Annotated in this window: 14 protein-coding genes and 3 tRNA genes; 11 read left to right on the top strand and 6 right to left on the bottom strand. The window is 62.1% G+C overall.

The window, feature by feature from the left end; genetic code table 11:
• Positions 1-4 precede the first annotated feature (4 nt).
• The 4 genes from VMP31_RS12475 to thiO all read left to right on the top strand — a co-directional run bounded on the left by VMP31_RS12475 (position 5) and on the right by thiO (position 5,447).
• Positions 5-523, top strand: coding sequence for a pilus assembly PilX family protein (locus VMP31_RS12475; RefSeq protein WP_325507538.1), 519 nt, complete (start codon positions 5-7; stop codon positions 521-523).
• A gap of 16 nt (positions 524-539) precedes the next feature.
• Positions 540-3,881: a pilus assembly protein gene (locus VMP31_RS12470; RefSeq protein ID WP_325507536.1), complete on the top strand. Its 3,342-nt coding sequence runs from the start codon at positions 540-542 to the stop codon at positions 3,879-3,881.
• Positions 3,878-4,294, top strand: a complete 417-nt coding sequence (locus VMP31_RS12465) for a type IV pilin protein (protein WP_325507534.1) — start codon at positions 3,878-3,880, stop codon at positions 4,292-4,294. The genes VMP31_RS12470 and VMP31_RS12465 overlap by 4 nt, the downstream gene beginning before the upstream one ends.
• A gap of 64 nt (positions 4,295-4,358) precedes the next feature.
• On the top strand, positions 4,359-5,447 hold the full coding sequence (gene thiO / locus VMP31_RS12460; RefSeq protein WP_325507532.1) for a glycine oxidase ThiO: 1,089 nt from the start codon (positions 4,359-4,361) through the stop codon (positions 5,445-5,447).
• Between the two features lie 186 nt (positions 5,448-5,633).
• Here the strand turns inward: thiO and VMP31_RS12455 are convergent, their stop codons facing one another.
• The 3 genes from VMP31_RS12455 to VMP31_RS12445 are packed head-to-tail and all read right to left on the bottom strand — an operon-like array spanning position 5,634 to position 8,795.
• Positions 5,634-6,971 carry a sigma-54 dependent transcriptional regulator gene (locus tag VMP31_RS12455; protein WP_325507530.1) on the bottom strand — a complete coding sequence of 446 codons (1,338 nt, stop codon included), beginning with the start codon at positions 6,969-6,971 and terminating at the stop codon, positions 5,634-5,636.
• Between the two features lie 2 nt (positions 6,972-6,973).
• Entirely contained in the window at positions 6,974-8,566 is a 1,593-nt protein-coding gene (locus tag VMP31_RS12450; protein WP_325507528.1) for a sensor histidine kinase, read from the bottom strand.
• Entirely contained in the window at positions 8,556-8,795 is a 240-nt protein-coding gene (locus VMP31_RS12445; RefSeq protein WP_325507526.1) for a PP0621 family protein, read from the bottom strand. Before VMP31_RS12445 ends, VMP31_RS12450 begins: the two co-directional genes overlap by 11 nt.
• Positions 8,796-8,927: 132 nt before the next feature.
• On the opposite strand from VMP31_RS12445, the gene VMP31_RS12440 reads away from it, so the two are divergent.
• Complete coding sequence (locus tag VMP31_RS12440) at positions 8,928-9,062, top strand: hypothetical protein (RefSeq protein WP_325507524.1); 135 nt, start codon at positions 8,928-8,930, stop codon at positions 9,060-9,062.
• Between the two features lie 236 nt (positions 9,063-9,298).
• Here the strand turns inward: VMP31_RS12440 and VMP31_RS12435 are convergent, their stop codons facing one another.
• On the bottom strand, positions 9,299-10,282 hold the full coding sequence (locus VMP31_RS12435; protein ID WP_325507522.1) for an outer membrane protein assembly factor BamD: 984 nt from the start codon (positions 10,280-10,282) through the stop codon (positions 9,299-9,301).
• 147 nt (positions 10,283-10,429) lie between these two features.
• Here VMP31_RS12435 and rluD point away from each other — a divergent pair, with 147 nt between their 5' ends.
• The 3 genes from rluD to clpB all read left to right on the top strand — a co-directional run bounded on the left by rluD (position 10,430) and on the right by clpB (position 14,955).
• Positions 10,430-11,404, top strand: a complete 975-nt coding sequence (gene rluD, locus VMP31_RS12430) for a 23S rRNA pseudouridine(1911/1915/1917) synthase RluD (protein WP_325507520.1) — start codon at positions 10,430-10,432, stop codon at positions 11,402-11,404.
• An 8-nt stretch (positions 11,405-11,412) separates the two neighbouring features.
• On the top strand, positions 11,413-12,141 hold the full coding sequence (gene pgeF, locus VMP31_RS12425; RefSeq protein ID WP_325507596.1) for a peptidoglycan editing factor PgeF: 729 nt from the start codon (positions 11,413-11,415) through the stop codon (positions 12,139-12,141).
• Between the two features lie 249 nt (positions 12,142-12,390).
• The gene (gene clpB, locus VMP31_RS12420; RefSeq protein ID WP_325507519.1) at positions 12,391-14,955 is read left to right on the top strand and encodes an ATP-dependent chaperone ClpB; all 2,565 of its coding nucleotides are present in this window, start codon (positions 12,391-12,393) and stop codon (positions 14,953-14,955) included.
• A gap of 395 nt (positions 14,956-15,350) precedes the next feature.
• Here clpB and VMP31_RS12415 read toward each other — a convergent pair whose 3' ends face one another.
• A complete protein-coding gene (locus VMP31_RS12415) occupies positions 15,351-15,686 on the bottom strand; it encodes a PilZ domain-containing protein (RefSeq protein WP_325507517.1) in 336 nt (111 codons plus the stop codon).
• A gap of 9 nt (positions 15,687-15,695) precedes the next feature.
• Positions 15,696-18,035: a DUF1631 domain-containing protein gene (locus tag VMP31_RS12410; protein WP_325507515.1), complete on the bottom strand. Its 2,340-nt coding sequence runs from the start codon at positions 18,033-18,035 to the stop codon at positions 15,696-15,698.
• Between the two features lie 213 nt (positions 18,036-18,248).
• Here VMP31_RS12410 and VMP31_RS12405 point away from each other — a divergent pair.
• The 3 genes from VMP31_RS12405 to VMP31_RS12395 all read left to right on the top strand — a co-directional run bounded on the left by VMP31_RS12405 (position 18,249) and on the right by VMP31_RS12395 (position 18,491).
• Positions 18,249-18,324: transfer RNA gene (locus VMP31_RS12405), tRNA-Asn, on the top strand.
• Positions 18,325-18,333: 9 nt separating this feature from the next.
• Positions 18,334-18,410 (top strand) — tRNA-Pro (locus VMP31_RS12400).
• Positions 18,411-18,415: 5 nt separating this feature from the next.
• Positions 18,416-18,491 (top strand) — tRNA-Lys (locus VMP31_RS12395).
• Positions 18,492-18,529 lie beyond the last annotated feature (38 nt).

Raw genomic sequence — 18,529 nt, 5'->3', positions numbered from 1 at the left:
ACAAATGGGTAGGCAAAAACAGAAAGGTGCCGTTTTGTTGGTGTGCCTCGTGATGCTACTGGTGCTGACTATGATCGGTGTTTCATCGATGTCCAGCAGTACGCTGCAGGAACGTATGGCCGGCGGGGCGCGCGACTACAACCAGGCCTTCCAGGCGGCAGAGGCCTCACTTCGCGTCGGCGAAGCCTATGTGCGCGAGCAGGTGGCAGCGAGCGCCGACCCGACCCTGCTGTTCCAGGCTGTCACGGCCTGTCCTGATGTCACCGCGGCGCAATGGTCGCCACCCGCCGATCTGATCGGCAAACCGAAGCAGCCGATCTGTGAAGTCAGCAACTTCTACGGCAGCTCTGGAAGCTCTACCTCCTATGTCTGCGAGACCGATGGCTCGATAGCGGAGAATCGGGCATTCGACTGCTTGAGCCGAACCTACCTGTTCAATGTCGAGGCTACCGGCTACGGCAGTGGCGATATCGAAGTACGCCTGCGCTCCACCGTTGCGATTGCCATTCGCGGTCAGAATTGATCAGAGGGATGCTGAGATGAATATGTCAAAACGCCTGTTTGCTGCCCGCGCGCTATTCGCCGGCCTGCTGACATTCGCAGTGAGCCAGAGCGCTCTGGCCGCCTTTGCTCCAGCGCAGGTGCCCTTGAGCCTGGGCGGGCAGGTCGAGCCCAATATCATGTTCTTGCTCGACGACTCCGGCTCCATGGAGTGGGCCTATATGCCGGATGAAATCAAGCAGGATATCTCGCGAAACGAATGCTCGTACCTCTCTCGCTCGGGTAACGACTATTACTACCAGTGCGCGGAGAGCGGCAAGCGCTACCTGTTTTCCTCTGCGGTGAACAAGGTCTACTTCGACCCGACGGTCACCTATGCGCCGCCGCCGAGCTTTGCTCAGGCCAGTTTTACCGCCGCCAAGGTTGACGGTTATCGCAGCATCAGCGAAGTGGTCAATCTATCCACTGCGTTTCAGATGATTTTCCACCGCGATGCCTACACCAACGGGCGCAAGGATTACTTCTATGTCGGTAATCCACGCGCGGCGTTCTATTACCAGCAAAGCGCAGGCTGCACGAATGTATTCAGCAACAGCTGCTATACCCGGGAGACTATCGCCGAGGCGGATAAACAGAACTTTGCCAACTGGTTTTCCTATTACCGCACGCGCCTGATGGCAGCCAAGGCGGGTACCGGCAGTGCTTTTGATGGCCAGACCGGCGAGATTCGTGTGGGTTATGGCGCAATCAACCAGTCCGGCACTGTAGTCAAGGGCGTTAAGCGTTTCGAAGGCACGGGTCGCACTGATTTCTTCCAGTGGCTGTATGGCGCAAGCGCTGATGGCGGCACCCCCCTGCGCAAGGCGTTGGGTGACGCGGGTAAGTATTACAGCCAGACCAATGATCTTGGCCCATGGAGTTCGACTCCCGGAGAGACCGGGGGGGCGGAGTATGCTTGCCGGCAGAGCTACACCATCCTGACCACCGATGGTTACTGGAACGGTAATCCTGCATCCGACAGCGCTGCCCAAGAGAATGTGGACAACAAGAACGGACCGACGATCAGCGGGCCCGATGGTCAGTCTTACAGCTATGCACCCAAAGCCCCCTTCAGTGATAGCCATCCCGATACGCTGGCCGATGTCGCTATGTATTACTGGAATCGCGACTTGCATTCGGGGCTTGCCAATCGGGTACCAACTGATCCCGCGAACCCTGCTTTCTGGCAGCACATGGTGACATTCGGGGTTGGGCTTGGGGTGTCGGGCTCTGTTAATTCTGATACGGCTTTCGATGCGGTGAAGTCGGGGGCGGTGATCAATTGGCTTGATCCGCGGCCGGACGCCAACAGTAGTGCCAAGATCGACGATCTTTTGCATGCGGGTATCAACGGGCGCGGGGGGTTCTTCAATGCCCAGAACCCCCAGCAGTTCGCCACTGCCTTGGGCGACACCCTGTCAGCTGTTGCCGAGCGCACGGGTTCCAATACCGCAGCTGTGCCGACGGCTCGCCGTCTGGATAGCGATACCCTGGTTTATGAGGCGCTGTATTCCACTGCCGACTGGTCGGGTAAGTTGCTGGCCAAGCGGCCCACGCAAACCAGCACGGGGATAGTTTTCAAGCAGATCTGGGAAGCCAGTAGCCAGTTGAGTTACCCATCACGGCGCTTGTTCTCTCATGATGGCAGCGCCGGAGTGGCGCTGTCCTGGAGCAGTTTGTCGGTGCCGATGAAGGCCCACTTCGACAATAGCGAAGCGCTTTTTGAGTATCTGATGGGCAGCCGCGTCAACGAAACGCCGGCGGGTCTCAAATACCGCAAGCGCAGCACCGCGCTCGGCGATATCGTCAACTCCACCCTGGTCATCGCCAACAAGCAGGACTGGGGCTTTAGTGGTCGCGTGCCGTTGCCCTCCAGCGGGCAGACCTATGCCGAGTTTGTGGCGGCGAAAGCCAGCAAGACGCCCACTCTGTTCGTCGGGGCCAATGACGGCTTCCTGCATGCATTCAACGCCAACACCGGCAATGAACTCTTCGCCTATATACCCCAGGGCGTACTACCGGGTATCAAGGATCTGGCCTCGACCGATTACAAGCACCGCTATTACGTCGACGGCAAGCTGCATGTGCGCGACGCCATACTCGATGGTGCCTGGAAGACGGTGCTGCTAGGCAGCCTGGGTGCCGGCGGTAAAAGTGTGTTCGCCCTGGATGTGACCGATAGCAGTGCCGCCGGTGGCTTTACGGCGGGCAAGGTGCTCTGGGAGATCAAGGACGATGCCGATCTGGGCTACAACTTTGGTGAGCCTCTGGTCGGGCGCATGAAGGATGGCACCTGGGCGGCGATCTTCGGCAATGGTCACGGCAGCAGCACTGACGACTCGGTGCTGTTTATCGTCAACCTGGCCACTGGCGCGGTCAACAAGGTCCGTGCAGGTAGCGCAACGGGCGGGTTGTCGAGCCCATCCTTTGTCTATGCAACGGATGGCGCTGGCAATATCTACGTCAAGGATGTGTTTGCCGGTGATCTCAATGGCAACCTGTGGAAGTTCGACCTCAAGAGCAATGGCTCTGGAGTCGATGACTTCCAGGTTAGCCTCAAGTCCGGCAGCGAGCCGCAGCCCCTGTATGTGGCTGCCGATACGTCGGGCAAGCGCCAGGCGATCACGGTCAAGCCGGAAATTGCCTACCACCCTGACGGTGCTGTGAATGGTGTGATCGTCTACTTCGGCACGGGGCGTATGTATACCGTGGGCGATGTCAGTGACAAACAGGTGCAAACCTTCTACGGCATCTGGGATAAACCCAGCACTACCGGGGCTTCGATTGCCTTCAGTGGGCGCTCGGCGCTTGAAGGGCGCTCCATTATTTTCGAGGGTACGGCCTTCAACCGTGAGGTGCGTGCGCTGGATGCGCCGGCGGATCCTGCCGGTATCGATTGGACCAGCAAGCGTGGCTGGTACCTGGATCTGCAGTCCCCGGTCGTGGGCGCGGAGGGGGAGCGGGTGCTGTTTGCGCCAAGAATTCTGCTCGATCGCCTGGTCTTCGAAACGGCTATTCCTTCGGCTGACCCCTGCCAGGCAGGCGGTTCTGGCTGGACCATGGTGGTCGATCTGGCAACGGGCGGGCGTCTGAACTATGTGCTGTTCGATCTGAACAAGGATGGCAAGTTCGACGAAGCGGATAGCGTCGTTGATAGCAAGGGCAACAAACTGCCGGTTTCTGGTATAGGTTCAAGCAATGGTATCCCTACGGGCTCTTTCGACCTGCTTGACGGCAAGAAGTACTGGCTCTGCCGTGGTACAGGTATCGAGGATTGCGTGCCTGCGGCCAATACCCTGAATGTCATGGATGGCCGCCAATCCTGGAATCAGATCCGATGATTAGAGCGAAGGGTTTTACCCTGATCGAGCTGATGATTGTTATCGCAGTGATCGGTATTCTGGCTGCGATCGCCTATCCCAACTACACGGAATATATGAACAGAGCCAAGCGCGCCGAAGCCAAGTCGGCGTTGCTGGAGGGCGCTCAGGCCTTGGAACGTTATTACTCGCTGCAGGGTTCCTACCTGGATGCCGATGACGACTTGGCTGCGGTATTTGCCACTCAGGCTCCTGGCTCAGGAACGGCTAACTACACCATCGCTGCAGAGGGCAACCCCACTGCTACATCCTATGTATTGCAGGCCACTCGGGTTAACCGTATGGCGGGCGATGCCTGCGGCGATTTCCGCATCTCCCATACCGGTGCGCGAACCCTGGACGATGCAGTGCGTGCTGTGGATGTGTGCTGGTAGCCTTTCGCGGGAGCAATGACGTATAACGGGCCGCCTTTGCGGCCCGTTTTTTTGTGGAGGATATATGCAGGTCCTGATCGTCGGCGGTGGCGCTATCGGTTTGCTCTCGGCCTATGCGCTGGCCGAAGCTGGAGCGCAGGTCTGTCTACTGGAGCAAGGTCAGTTGGGGCGGGAGTCTTCCTGGGCCGGCGGCGGTATCGTCTCTCCGCTGTATCCGTGGCGTTATGGTCAGGCCGTTACGGCGCTGGCCCATTGGTCGCAGGACTTTTATCCGCGCCTGGGCGAGCGTCTGCTGGCGCAGACCGGGGTTGATCCCGAGGTGCATGTCACCGGCCTGTACTGGCTGGATCTCGAGGATGAGGCCGAGGCACTGGCCTGGGCCGCTCGCGAGCAGCGGCCGCTACGCCAGGTCGCCATGGCGGCGGTGCAGCAGGCGGTGCCGCCGCTGGCTGCGGGTTTCAGCCATGCGATCCAGATGGCCGATGTGGCTAATGTGCGCAATCCGCGGCTGATCAAGGCCTTGCGTGCGGCTTTGCTGCAGCTACCGAATGTGAGCGTGCACGAGCAGTGCGCGGTTTCCGGGTTTATTCGCGAACACGGGCGTATTTGTGGCGTGCAGACCGCGCAGGGTGATATGCGTGCCGATCAGGTGGTGCTGGCTGCCGGAGCCTGGAGCGGCGAGCTGATCAAAACGCTGGGTTTGACCCTGCCGGTGGTGCCGGTCAAGGGGCAGATGATCCTCTACAAGTGTGCCGAGGACTTTCTCCCTGCGATGGTCCTGGCCAAGGGGCGCTACGCGATCCCGCGGCGTGATGGCCATATCCTGGTTGGCAGCACCCTGGAGCATGCCGAGTTCGACAAGACGCCGACCGAGGAGGCCCTGGCCAGCCTTAAGGCGTCGGCCGTCGAACTTCTGCCGGCCCTGGCTGAAGCCGAAGTGGTGGGGCATTGGGCCGGGCTGCGCCCAGGCTCGCCCGAGGGCATTCCATTTATCGGACCAGTGCCGGGGCATAAGGGGCTGTGGTTGAACTGCGGGCATTACCGCAATGGCCTGGTGCTGGCCCCTGCATCCTGTCAGTTGCTGGCGGATCTATTGCTGGGGCGCGAGCCTATTCTCGATCCGGCTCCCTATGCGCCGGCGGCGCGACTGTAGCAGCGTGTTCATCACGGTTGAGTCTGGTGGGATGACTCGGTGCGCACGGCGCACCCTACGCGGTCGGTCGGCGGATGCTCTGTTGTAGGGTGCGCCGTGCGCACCGTCGTGCCATGGCGGATGGGTAATAACCTTGCGGCTAATTGATGGGGGCAGCCGTCCCGCGCAGGGCCGTCGCCGTGGCCTTCAATCTATGCCGAGTTTCTTTAACCTGTAGCGCATCGAGCGGAAGCTCAAGCCCAGGCGCTGGGCGGCGGCGGTGCGGTTCCAGCGGGTTTCTTCGAGGGCCTGCATGATCAGTTTGCGTTCGATGTCTTCCAGATGGTCTTCCAGATTGTCGATCTGGGCCAGGCTGGTTTCGCCGTTTTCGCTGGGGCCGCAGGCGTCGGTCAGGCGCAGGTCGCAGGCGCTGATGCGGTCGTCTTCGCACAGGGTGTAGGCGCGCTCGAGCATGTTTTCCAGTTCGCGCACATTGCCCGGGAAGCGATAGCTTTTGAGCTTCTCCAGGGCGTCGTCATCGAGTTTGGCGGGGCTCAGGCCGCTGCCCTCGGCCAGCCGTTTGAGCATGCTTCCAGCCAGCAAGGCGATATCTTCGCGGCGTTCGCGCAGGGCCGGCACATGCAGTTCGATCACGTTGAGGCGGTAGTAGAGGTCCTGGCGAAAACGTTCGGCGCTGACCTCGCCAGCCAGGTCCTTGTGGGTGGCGCAGAGGATGCGCACATCGACCACGGTTTCCTGCTGCCCGCCCACGGCGCGTACGGCTTTTTCCTGGATCGCGCGCAGCAGCTTGACCTGCATCGGCAGGGGCAGATCGGCGACTTCGTCGAGAAATAGGGTGCCGCCATGGGCGGCCTGGAACAGCCCCTGCTTGTCTTCGATAGCGCCGGTAAAACTGCCTTTCTTGTGGCCGAAAAATTCGCTTTCCATCAGCTCGGTGGGGATGGCCCCGCAGTTGACCGGGACGAAGGGTTGCTCGCCGCGCGGACCCTGCTCGTGGATCAGGCGCGCCACCAGTTCCTTGCCGCTGCCGGACTCGCCGCTGATATACACCGGGGCCTGGCTGCGCGCCAGTTTGAGGATTTGCTTGCGCAAGGCTTTCATCGGCGGCGAGTCGCCGAGCAGGCGGCTGTCCACCGGCAGTTCCTCGCCTGCGCTGCTGCCCAGGCGCAAGGCGGTGGCGACCAGTTCGCGTAGGCGGCCGAGGTCCACCGGTTTGGTCAGAAAGTCGAAGGCCCCGGCCTTGAGCGCATTGATTGCGGTGTCCAGGCTGCCGTAGGCGGTAATCATCGCCACGGGCACCTGTGGATGGCGCTGCTGGATGTGCTGCACCAGATCCAGGCCGGTACCGTCGGGCAGGCGCATGTCGGTCAGGCACAAATCGAAGCTTTCCTTGGCCAGCCACTCGCGGGCTTCCTTGACGTTGCGCGCGCTGCGGGTGTCCAGCTTCATCCGCCCCAGGGTGATTTCCAGGAGTTCGCGGATATCGGGTTCGTCATCGACAATCAGGGCTCTCTGGCGGGTCATGGTCAGCTCAGTTTACGCGGGTGGGCGAAGGTAATACGCAGGCAGCTACCACCCGCTTCGCGCAGTTTATAGTCAAGGTGGGCCTGATTGCTTTCGCACAGTTCACGGGAAATATACAGACCCAGGCCGGTGCCCTTGTTTTCCGTTGTGTAGAAGGGCTCGAACAGGTGGTGCAGCTGCTCTTCGGCGATCCCGGGGCCGTCGTCGATGATTTCCAGTATAGGCAGGTCGCTCTCCGGGTCGCGGAACAGCTTCAGCCAGACCTGGCCCTGGGCGTTCTTTTTCGCGCTGTAGCGCAGCCCGTTTTCCACCAGATTGCTCAGCACCTGGTTGAGCTGGTGAGGGTCCATACGCGTCTGGATACTGCCGCTCGCGGTTTCCAGGTGCAGGATCTGGTCGGCCTTGGCGCTGCTGCGAAATTCGCTGGCGAAGCGGTGCAGCCAGTACTTCAGGTCGAGCAGCTGTGGCTCGGCCTGACGCCGGCGTGACAGTTGCAGCACATTCTCGATCACCAGGTTCATCCGCCGCGAGTGATCCTGAATGATCTGCGCCAGGCGCTGGTCCGGGCCATGCAGGTCTTCTGACTCTTGCAGCAGTTGTGCGGCATGGCTGATGGCACCCAGCGGGTTGCGGATTTCGTGGGCGATGCCTGCAGTCAGGCGTCCGAGTGAGGCGAGCTTGAGTTGCTGGGCCTGTTGGGCGATTTGTGAAATATCGTCGAGAAAAACCAGGGTGTGGCGCTGATCACCGCGCTGCAGGGCAATAAAGCTGGGTTGCAACACGCGGCCGTGGAGGGCTGCCTGCAGACTGCCGGGGCGCAGGCTGGGGTTGTGCGACCAGGACTGCATGCGCTTGATCAGCTCCGGGCAGTGCGGGTCGAGAATCTTGCCGGTCAGCTCAGCATGCCCGAGCAGGTGGTTGGCCCCCTGGTTGGCCAGCAGGACCCGGTGTTGTTCGTCCAGCACCAGGATGCCAGTGCGCATGCGCTGCAGAATCAGGGCGTTGAGGGCTTCCAGGTTGGCCACGTCGGCGGCGCGCTGTTCGGCCAGGCTTTCGCTGACCTGCAGGCGTCGGGTCAGACCCTGCACGAAGAGGGCGGCGGCAAAGCAGAGGGTGCCCAGGGCCCCCACCTGAACATACTGGGCCGAGGCGGCCGGCCGGCTCAGGCTGAGGTAGAAGGTCAGGAAAATCATGCCGATGGCGGCGAGGGCTGCGATCAGCAGGCCAATCCGGCCGCGCAGGAGGATATTGGCAATCGCCACGGCCACAATCAGTAGGTTGCCGATGCCGCTGGGTGTGCCGCCGGCGGCATAGAACAGGGCCGACAGCAGTATCACGTCGACCAGGGCCAGACTGAACACCTGGATCAGGTGTGTGGGGCGGCGCACTAGGGCGAGGGTCAGGCAGTTGAGGGCCAGATACAGCCAGCTGCCATTGCGAAACAGTTCGGGATTGGCCAGTTGTAGCAGCTCGTCATCCATGTCGCTGAAAACCAGCAACACCAGGGCGGCGCTGATCACCAGGCGATACAGGTGGTAGAGCTGCAGAATCCGCCGGCCCTGCTCCCCCCGCAGGGGCAGGGCGTCAGCGCCCACCGGTCTTGGGGCCTTGTTCCAGGTGCGCCTGGCTGCAATACCAGTGCTGATCCTGAGGCAGTGCGTGGATGCGCGGTATATGTACGCCGCAATGCTCGCAGCGCACCATCGGCTGGGCGCTGTCCGTGCGGTCTTGCGGCCGGCGCGGAGTCGGGCGAGTAAAGCGTCGCCAGAGCCAGAAGGCGGCTGCGATGATGGCGATCCAGAACAGCAAGCGGAACAAACCCATGGTGCTCTCTTCTCGGTAATAGGCAGGCAGTTTAGCTAACCTGGGGGTATCAGCACAGCGGCGCAACATCGTGCTGTGCGTTGTTTCCCTAGGAGGCGATGCTGACAATGACCAACTTGTCGCGGCGTGACCGTGGGCTATGTCACGCTCTATGGCGATATGGCTGGTGGCTTCGATGAGGACACGGTCAAGCGCGTGCTGCGCCTGGTCGATCTCAGCGAGTACAAGCAATGGCAGCCGGCCGCCCCTGAGGGGCGAGGGGACTGATCAGCGCACGCCGTGCAATCGCGCAGCACATCACGGGGCCAGAGTCTTAAAGAAAAGCCATGCCCACGTTCTGTGGTGATGCGGCCCTTGCGGGAGGGGCTTTAGCCGCGACGTTTTATCGATGCTGCGAGTTTTTCGCGGATAAATCTGCTCCCACAGCCTGCGCAGCAGCTAACGGGTACATCGCCAAATAAAAAGGGAGGCCAATGGCCTCCCTCTTCAGTGCGTTGCGCGGCTTAGTCGAACAGGCCGAAGGTCATATAGCTGAACCAGGAGCGGCCCTTGCTTTCTTCGGTGCTATCGCCTTTCAGTTCTGTCGGAATCTGCTGTTCGGCATCTTCGTACTGGCGGATCACGTCCTGGCTGGCGCGGGTTTCGCCGGGCGGCAGCGGGGTGTCGCTCTCGATCAGGCCCAAGGTGGCCTTGGCCAGCCAGGAGCGGGTATCGGCCTCTTCTTCACGCGGGACGAATTGGCCATCGACCAGGCTCGGATGATCCGGGTAGTTGAGCTTGAGAGTTTCCAGGCTGGTGGCGGCCAGGTCATCCAGGGTCAGGCGCTGGTAGGCTTCGGTCATGACCGCCAGGCCATCGCCGACTGCCGGGGTTTCCTGGAAGTTTTCCACCACGTAGCGACCGCGGTTGGCGGCGGCGACATAGGCGTTGCGGGTCAGGTAGTAGTGCGCCACATGGATTTCGTAGGCCGCCAGCAGGTTGCGCAGGTAGATCATGCGCTGCTTGGCATCCGCGGCATAGCGGCTGCTCGGGTAGCGGCTGGTGAGCTGGGCGAACTCGTTGTAGGAGTCGCGGGCGGCACCGGGGTCGCGCTTGGTCATGTCCAGCGGCACGAAACGGGCTACCAGGCCACGATCCTGGTCAAACGAGGCCAGGCCCTTGAGGTAGTAGGCGTAGTCGACGTTGGCATGCTGCGGATGCAGGCGGATAAAGCGATCCGCTGCGGATTTGGCAGCTTCCGGCTCGACGTTCTTGTAGTACGCGTAGATCAGCTCAAGCTGAGCCTGTTCGGCATAGCGGCCGAAGGGGTAGCGCGACTCCAGGGCCTTGAGCTTGGCAACGGCGCTGTTATAGCTGTTGTTGTCCAGATCGGCCTGTGCCTGCTGGTACAGTTCGGCCTCGCTCAGGTTTTCGTCGACCACCTCTTTGGATGAGCAGGCAGCGGTGAGGGCGAGGATTGCGATCAGCAGCAGGTGTTTCACTTGCATGGCGGCTTGCGTCCCTGTGACGGCGGCTGTCTTGAGCAAAGCCGTCCTGTTATGATGAGCGCCCCCGGTATCCCTGGGGCAAAGACGCCGTATTTAACCACAAGCGTGTAGCTGAAACCAAAAGCTACAGCCCATCTGTTACTGAGCATGCCCTCTATTAATATCCAGACCATAGAACTGAACGCCGAGGTGCCCTATGAAATGGGCGGTCAACGCCTCGATCAAGTCGCCGCACAACTGTTCGCCGAGCACTCGCGTTCGCGTTTGTCTGCCTGGATCAAAGAGGGTCTGCTGACCGTCGATGGTGCCGTGCTGCGCCCGCGCGACATCGTTCACGGCGGCGCGCTGCTGGCCCTCAAGGCCGAGCAGGAAGCCCAGGGCGAGTGGGTGGCCCAGGACATCGCTCTGGATATCGTCTACGAAGACGAACAGATTCTGGTGATCAACAAACCCGCTGGCCTGGTGGTGCACCCGGCTGCCGGGCATGCCGATGGCACCCTGCTCAATGCTCTGTTGCACCATGTGCCGGACATTATCAATGTGCCGCGCGCGGGCATCGTCCATCGCCTGGACAAGGACACCACCGGCTTGATGGTGGTGGCCAAGACCATCGAAGCGCAGACCCGCCTGGTCGATCAGTTGCAGAAACGCACGGTGAGCCGCATCTACGAATGCATCGTGATTGGCGTGATCACCTCCGGCGGCAAGATCAGTGCACCGATCGGCCGTAGTTCCTCGCAGCGCCAGCGCATGGCGGTGAGCGACGGCGGCAAGCCTGCGGTCAGCCATTACCGGGTGCTGGAGCGCTTCCGCTCGCACACCCATACGCGGGTCAAGCTGGAAACCGGCCGTACCCACCAGATTCGCGTGCATATGAGCCATATCGGTTACCCCTTGGTGGGCGACCCGGTCTACGGCGGGCGTTTCCGCATTCCGCCGGCGGCCAACCCGAGCATGGTGCAGACCCTCAAGGAGTTTCCGCGCCAGGCCCTGCATGCGCGTTTTCTCGAGCTGGATCACCCGATTACCGGTGAGCGGATGAAGTGGCAGTCGCCGTTGCCGGATGATTTCGTCTGGCTGCTGACGCTGCTGCGTCAGGATCGCGAGGCCTTTATCGGGTGAGCGGGCACTTGGCGCACGACTGGCTGACGCCGCAATGGCCGGCCCCAGCACGGGTTAAAAGCTGCGTGACCACCTGTACCGGTGGCGTCAGCGCGGGCCCCTTTACCAGCCTCAACCTGGGCGATCATGTCGGCGACGACCCTGTGGCGGTGGCCAAGAACCGTCAACGCTTGGTCAGCCTGCTCGGCTGCAAGCCGGCCTGGTTGCGTCAGGTTCACGGTACCCAGGTGGTGGAGGCGCTAACCGAGCTGGATGTCGAAGCCGATGCCAGCTGGTCGGCCACGCCGGGCGTGGCGTGCGCCATTATGACCGCCGATTGCCTACCTGCATTGTTCTGCGATCGCGCCGGCACCCGGGTCGCCGCGGCGCACGCGGGTTGGCGTGGGCTGGCGGCCGGGGTGCTGGAAGCAACCCTGGATGCCCTGGCGCTGCCGGCGGATCAGGTGCTGGTCTGGCTTGGCCCGGCCATTGGCGCGCAGGCCTTCGAAGTGGGCGCAGAGGTGCGCGAGGCCTTTATCGCGCAACATCCCCAGGCTGCCGAGGCGTTCCGCCCCAGCCATAACGCCGGCAAGTTTATGGCTGATATCTACCAGCTGGCGCGTATCCGCCTGGCTACGCGAGGCGTAACCGCGGTATACGGCGGCGATTTCTGCACCTATAACGATCCGCGCTTCTACTCCTACCGCCGCTCGGCGCAAACCGGACGTTTCGCCAGCCTGATCTGGCTGGGCGACTAAAGTCTGCTCGTAGGGCGTCATTCGCCGCAGGCAATGCGCCGTGGTTTATTGGCGCGGCGCAAATCCTGGCGGGGTTGTCGCTGCGCTCCGAGCGGACCGCCGCCCAGGCCGCCATACGTATGACCCATATCAATGCCAGCGTGCTTGAAACTCGCACAATCGACCTCATCTACTCTTCATCTAGCAGGTTCTCTGCATTAGGCGCGATTCAGCGTGCCGGCCTGCCTTCACTCCGAGGGATGACTCTTTATGCGTATCGATCGTTTAACCAGCAAGCTGCAACTTGCCCTTTCCGACGCCCAATCCCTGGCCGTCGGCCTGGATCATGCCGCCATCGAGCCGCTGCACCTGATGCAGGCGTTGCTCGACCAGCAGGGCGGTTCGATCAAGCCCCTGCTGATGCAGGTGGGCTTTGACGTCAACAGCCTGCGCAAGGCCCTGACCAAGGAGCTCGATCACCTGGGCAAGATCCAGAGCCCGACCGGCGACATCAATCTGTCCCAGGATCTGGCGCGCCTGCTTAATCAGGCTGACCGCCTGTCGCAACAGAAGGGCGACCAATTTATCTCCAGCGAGCTGGTGCTACTCGCCGCCATGGACGAAAACACCAAACTGGGCAAATTGCTGCTTGGCCAGGGCGTGAGCAAGAAGGCCCTGGAGAACGCCGTCAGCAACCTGCGCGGCGGCGATGCGGTGAACGACCCCAATGTCGAGGAAAACCGCCAGGCTCTGGACAAGTACACCGTCGACCTGACCAAGCGCGCCGAAGAGGGCAAGCTCGACCCGGTGATCGGCCGTGATGACGAAATCCGCCGCACCATCCAGGTGTTGCAGCGGCGCACCAAGAACAACCCGGTGCTGATCGGTGAGCCCGGTGTGGGCAAGACCGCCATCGCCGAGGGCCTGGCCCAGCGTATCGTCAATGGCGAGGTGCCGGATGGGTTGAAGGACAAACGCTTGCTGTCCCTGGATATGGGCTCGCTGATCGCCGGGGCCAAGTTCCGCGGCGAGTTCGAGGAGCGCCTGAAAGCGGTGCTTAACGAGCTGAGCAAGCAGGAAGGGCGGATCATCCTGTTTATCGACGAGCTGCACACCATGGTCGGTGCCGGCAAGGGCGAAGGCTCGATGGATGCCGGCAATATGCTCAAGCCGTCCCTGGCCCGTGGCGAGCTGCACTGCGTCGGCGCTACCACCCTCAACGAATACCGCCAGTACATCGAAAAAGACGCGGCCCTGGAGCGGCGCTTCCAGAAGGTGCTGGTCGACGAGCCGAGCGAAGAAGACACCATCGCCATCCTCCGTGGCCTCAAGGAGCGCTACGAGGTGCACCACAAGGTGGCCATCACCGACGGCGCGATTATCGCCGCGGCCAAGCTGTCGCACCGCTATATCACCGACCGCCAGCTGCCGGACAAGGCCATCGACCTGATCGACGAGGCGGCCAGCCGCATCCGCATGGAAATCGACTCCAAGCCGGAAGTGCTCGACCGTCTGGAGCGCCGTCTGATTCAGCTCAAGGTCGAGGCCCAGGCACTGAAGAAGGAAGACGACGAGGCGGCGATCAAGCGTCTGGCCAAGCTCAACGAAGACATTGCCCGCCTGGAGCGTGAATACGCCGACCTGGAAGAAATCTGGAAGTCGGAAAAGGCCGAGGTGCAGGGCTCCGCGCAGATCCAGCAGAGGATCGAGCAGTCCCGCCAGGAACTGGAGGCGGCGCGGCGCAAGGGCGACCTCGCGCGCATGGCCGAGCTGCAGTACGGCATCATTCCCGACCTGGAGCGCAGCCTGCAGATGGTCGACCAGCATGGCAAGACCGAGAACCAGTTGCTGCGCAGCAAGGTCACCGAGGAAGAAATCGCCGAGGTGGTGTCGAAGTGGACCGGCATCCCGGTGAGCAAGATGCTCGAAGGCGAGCGCGACAAACTGTTGAAGATGGAAGGCCTGCTGCATCAGCGGGTGATCGGCCAGAACGAGGCGGTAGTGGCTGTGGCCAACGCCGTGCGGCGCTCCCGCGCTGGCTTGTCCGACCCCAATCGGCCCAGTGGTTCTTTCTTGTTCCTCGGTCCTACCGGGGTCGGCAAGACCGAGCTGTGCAAGGCCCTGGCGGAGTTTCTCTTCGACACCGAGGAGGCGCTGGTGCGCATCGACATGTCCGAGTTTATGGAGAAACACTCCGTGGCGCGGCTGATCGGCGCGCCGCCCGGCTATGTCGGCTATGAAGAGGGTGGTTACCTGACCGAGGCGGTACGCCGCAAGCCGTACTCGGTGATCCTCCTCGACGAGGTGGAGAAGGCTCACCCGGATGTGTTCAACGTGCTGTTGCAGGTGCTGGAAGACGGCCGCCTGACCGATAGCCACGGCCGTACCGTGGACTTCAAGAATACCGTGGTGGTCATGACCTCCAACCTCGGTTCGACGCAGATCCAGGAGCTGGTGGGCGATCAGGAAGCGCAGCGCGCGGCGGTGATGGATGCGGTAAGCACGCACTTCCGCCCGGAATTTATCAACCGCATCGACGAGGTGGTGATCTTCGAGCCCCTGGCCCGGGATCAGATTGCCGGTATCGCGAAGATTCAGCTGGGCCGTTTGCGCCAGCGCCTGGCCGAGCGCGAGCTGAGCCTGGAACTGACCGACGAAGCCCTGGATAAGCTGATCGCCATTGGCTACGACCCGGTGTACGGCGCGCGGCCGCTTAAGCGCGCGATACAACGCTGGATCGAGAACCCGCTGGCGCAGCAGATCCTCGCCGGCCAGTTCGCCCCCGGCAGCAGCGTCACCGGTCGGGTCGAGGGCGAGGAGATCGTCTTCAGCTGATAGGCCGCTGGATTAGCGGCAATAAAAACACCCCGTCGGGCTTAAGGCCGGGCGGGTTTTTTATGGTGATGGCCCGGCAATACCTGGCGCGCCTTGCTCCCCTCACCCTAACCCTCTCCCCGGAGGGGCGAGGGGACTAATCGGCGTAAGCCGAGCGATCGCGCAACAGTTAGCGGGTACATACCCCCGTCTATCGAGTATGCCGTCGGTAGTGCTGCGCCACTGTGGGGGGGGGCTTTAGCCGCGACGCTTTATCGATGCGGCGAGTTTTTCGCGGATAAATCCGCTCCTACACTGACCTGTTCTGGTACACGGGGCAGCGGTGTTCGGGCTCCGTAGGGGGACGCGGGCCGCCCAGGCCGTGCGCACCGCGACCTCTCGCGGGCTCTGAATATTCAGAGCTGCTTAAGCAGCAGCTCCAGGGCCGCGGCCTGGTCCTGCGTCAGGTCGATGATATGAAAGCCCGCCCAGCAGTGCTGGCCGTCGGCCCCGGGGCGGCTCCACAGGCAGTCGGCGATGAAGTTGATTTCGCCCACGCCTTCAATCACTTGCTCACTCAACAGGCGGCATTCCACCAGTTCGTCGGCGGTTTGCGGCATATCGCTGAACAGCATAAAGCCATCGGTCGAGAGGTCGACCACCCGTCCCAGGCGCTTGCCGGTGTGTTGCTCGAAAATTTCCAGCTGCAGTTCGGTGTGCTGTCGGCTGTGCTGGCGGCGTTCGTCATCCATACGGGTTCCTTAGGCGTGGGGCTCGTGGGGGCGTCCGGTGAAGCGCTGCAGCACGCGGTAAATGGTGTTCAGGGCGCGATCCACCAGGGGCGCATCACGTTCTGTGGGGATGATGCGTGCCAGTCCCTGCTCCATTTCCCGGGCCAGTTGCTGCAGGGGTTTGATGGCTGCGCGCTGACCGCTGTGGTCGACGAACATGTAGTTGTCTGTGGTTGGGCTGAACCAGGAAAGCTTGAGGGCTTGCAGTTGCTCGCCGCTGCCAAACTCGAACCAGGTGCCGAACTCGAGCTGCTGCAGTTCCCTGGCCAGCGCCTGAGCGCGCGGCGATAGGCCGGTATCGCGCGCTGTCGGGCTGGCCAGTGCGCCATCTTCGCTGAGCAGGGTGCCGAGCTGGCTTTCCACCTGCGCGGGTTTGAGGCGTTCGGCCACCTGGGGCTGTTTGCCCTGCACCGCATGCTGGCAGGCCACCAGGTCCTGCAGCAGGCGGCGGATGCCGTCCTCGTGGTAGCCGCCGAGCAGCTCCAGGCCCTTGCGCAGGTCGTCCAGCAGGGCAATGCGCAGGGCCTGCAGGCGCTCGCGGCCGGCTTCGTCGAGCGGCGTGCCGCTCCAGGCCAGTTGCTCGGCCACCTCGCAGGCGCGTCGCCATTCGGGGCTATCTTCGCCATGACGTAGCCAGACGAACACCAGAGCGTCGGCCCAGGTCAGTTCGAGGAAGTTGTGGATGATGCTCGGCAGTGCGCGGTTGTTCAGGCAGGCGGCAATCACCGCCAGTGCGCGCTGGCGTGCGCCGAGAAGTTTGTCGCGGCCCTTGGCGGCCTGCACGGCACGACGCTCGCGCAGTTCGACCTTGTGCCTGAGGGTGGCGACGTAGGCATTGAACTCGTCGAGCAGGCTGTCGAACAGCTGCAGGTCGGCGGCGAAGTCATGGATCACCCGCTCCACCACCCACTGCATTTTCGCCTGCAGGCCGCTTTCCTCGTTTTCACCGCCATAGAGCACGCCAGCCTGAGCCATGGCGTTGAGCAGGCGACGCGCCGGGTGGTGATGCTGGGTGAATAGCGCTTTGTCCTGCAGAGCCACTTTCAGATAGGGCGTATGCAGGTGGGAGAGGGTGGTCTTGCAGCTGTCGGGCAGGTTGTCGTCGTCGAGGATAAAGTCGAACAGCATGCCGACCAGGTCAATCACGTCGGCTTCCTGGTCGGCAACCCGGTGTTCGGCGGGAAGCAGGCTGTGCGCCTGCAGCTGCTGTTGCAGAGCTTCCTTGAGGTCGTCCACCGGCTGTGGCTGGTGCAGCTGTTGTGCGAGCTCCTGGGCCGACTGTCGTTGCATGCGATTCAGAGCGTCGAGCAGTTCGCGGGCACTGTAGGTGCGCGTGGCGTTCTGCGGCGTCAGACTGGCCATGCTGCGCGTGCCGTCCGGCAGGGTGGCATCGCCATCACGCCGACGGTGCTCGCCCAGCAGGGCGGCGAGGCTGCCCAGCAGCTCCACTGGGTCGCTAGGGGGCACCTCACCTCGATAGGGTGGCATGGGCGCCGTGGCGTGGGCTGGCGGGCTTGGTTGGGGGCTGGGCGGCCGGGGTGTTGCGCCGCTCTCTACGTGGCTGGGCGAAGCAGGGGCGGCGGTACGCGGCGGATTGGCATTGCGTTGCGCGCTGTATTTGAGCTCGGGTAGCACGCCGGCCTCGATCAGGCACTGGTTAAGGGCGGCGTAGAGGCTTTCCAAGCTGTCCATGACCTGAGTGTCGAACAGCGTATAGAGAACGATCTTTATGCGCAGAGGCAAGGGGCAGGGAGCCAGGGCGAGGCGGAAGGCCTGGGCGATCATCTGCGGGCCGAAGGGGTTGCTGTCTTCGTCGAGCTTGTGTCCGTTGTTGAGCTGCGTCAGGCGTTGTTCCAGGGCGAACAGGGGCTGTGCGCAGCTGGCTTTCACCCGGCTGACCATATTGGTGATCTGCAGGCTTTCTTCGTAGTCCTCGTTCTGCACCAGTACCAGCTGTTCGGCATCCAGAGTCTCGGCACGGGCGGGCGGCTTGAGCTGGCCGGTAAAGAAGTCGGAGAAGTTGCGGGCGATCTGCTGGTGATAGCTGCGCTCGATCTGCGGGCGCTGTTTGCGGATTTCGCGCATGTTGTCGAAGAACAGGCTTTGCAGCTGATTGCTCTCGGCCTTGTCCGCGAGGGTGAACAGGGTGTCGTCGACCTGGATGAATACGCCGCCCAGGTGTTCGGCGAGGTTGTTCATCACCAGCTTGCGGCAACGCTGCGCCAATTCGCCAAAGTGTGGCTGGATGCCACGGCTGGCCAGGCTATGCAGGGTGCTCGGAGGATGTGGCGGTTGGCCCTGATTGCTCATGCACTGTCCTGTTGTATGGCGGGTGGCCGGTGCGGTCCTGCATCGGGTGCAGACCCAGTTACATATAGCAGCCTGCCACTCGCCTGCAAATCATTGTACTAAAAGCAATTTAAGGGGTTGACAGGCGCGCGCGGAACCGTAAAATGGCGCGCCTCAGATACGGGAAACGATTTAACAACCGGCTCCGGTTTCTGAGTAAAGGAAGCAAGTAGTTCCGCGATAGCTCAGCCGGTAGAGCAAATGACTGTTAATCATTGGGTCCCAGGTTCGAGTCCTGGTCGCGGAGCCAATCTTTCATCGGGGTATAGCGCAGTCCGGTAGCGCGCCTGCTTTGGGAGCAGGATGTCGGGAGTTCGAATCCCCCTACCCCGACCATTTTTGGGTCGTTAGCTCAGTTGGTAGAGCAGTTGGCTTTTAACCAATTGGTCGTAGGTTCGAATCCCACACGACCCACCATTTCAAGTTCGCTTGAATGATAAAAAACCCGCCTAGTG

Origin of the sequence: Pseudomonas sp. (assembly GCF_035512415.1) — a bacterium.
Classification (GTDB): Bacteria; Pseudomonadota; Gammaproteobacteria; order Pseudomonadales; family Pseudomonadaceae; genus Aquipseudomonas.
Note: the sequence above shows the minus strand (reverse complement) of the source record. Positions and strands in the feature narration are given on the sequence as shown.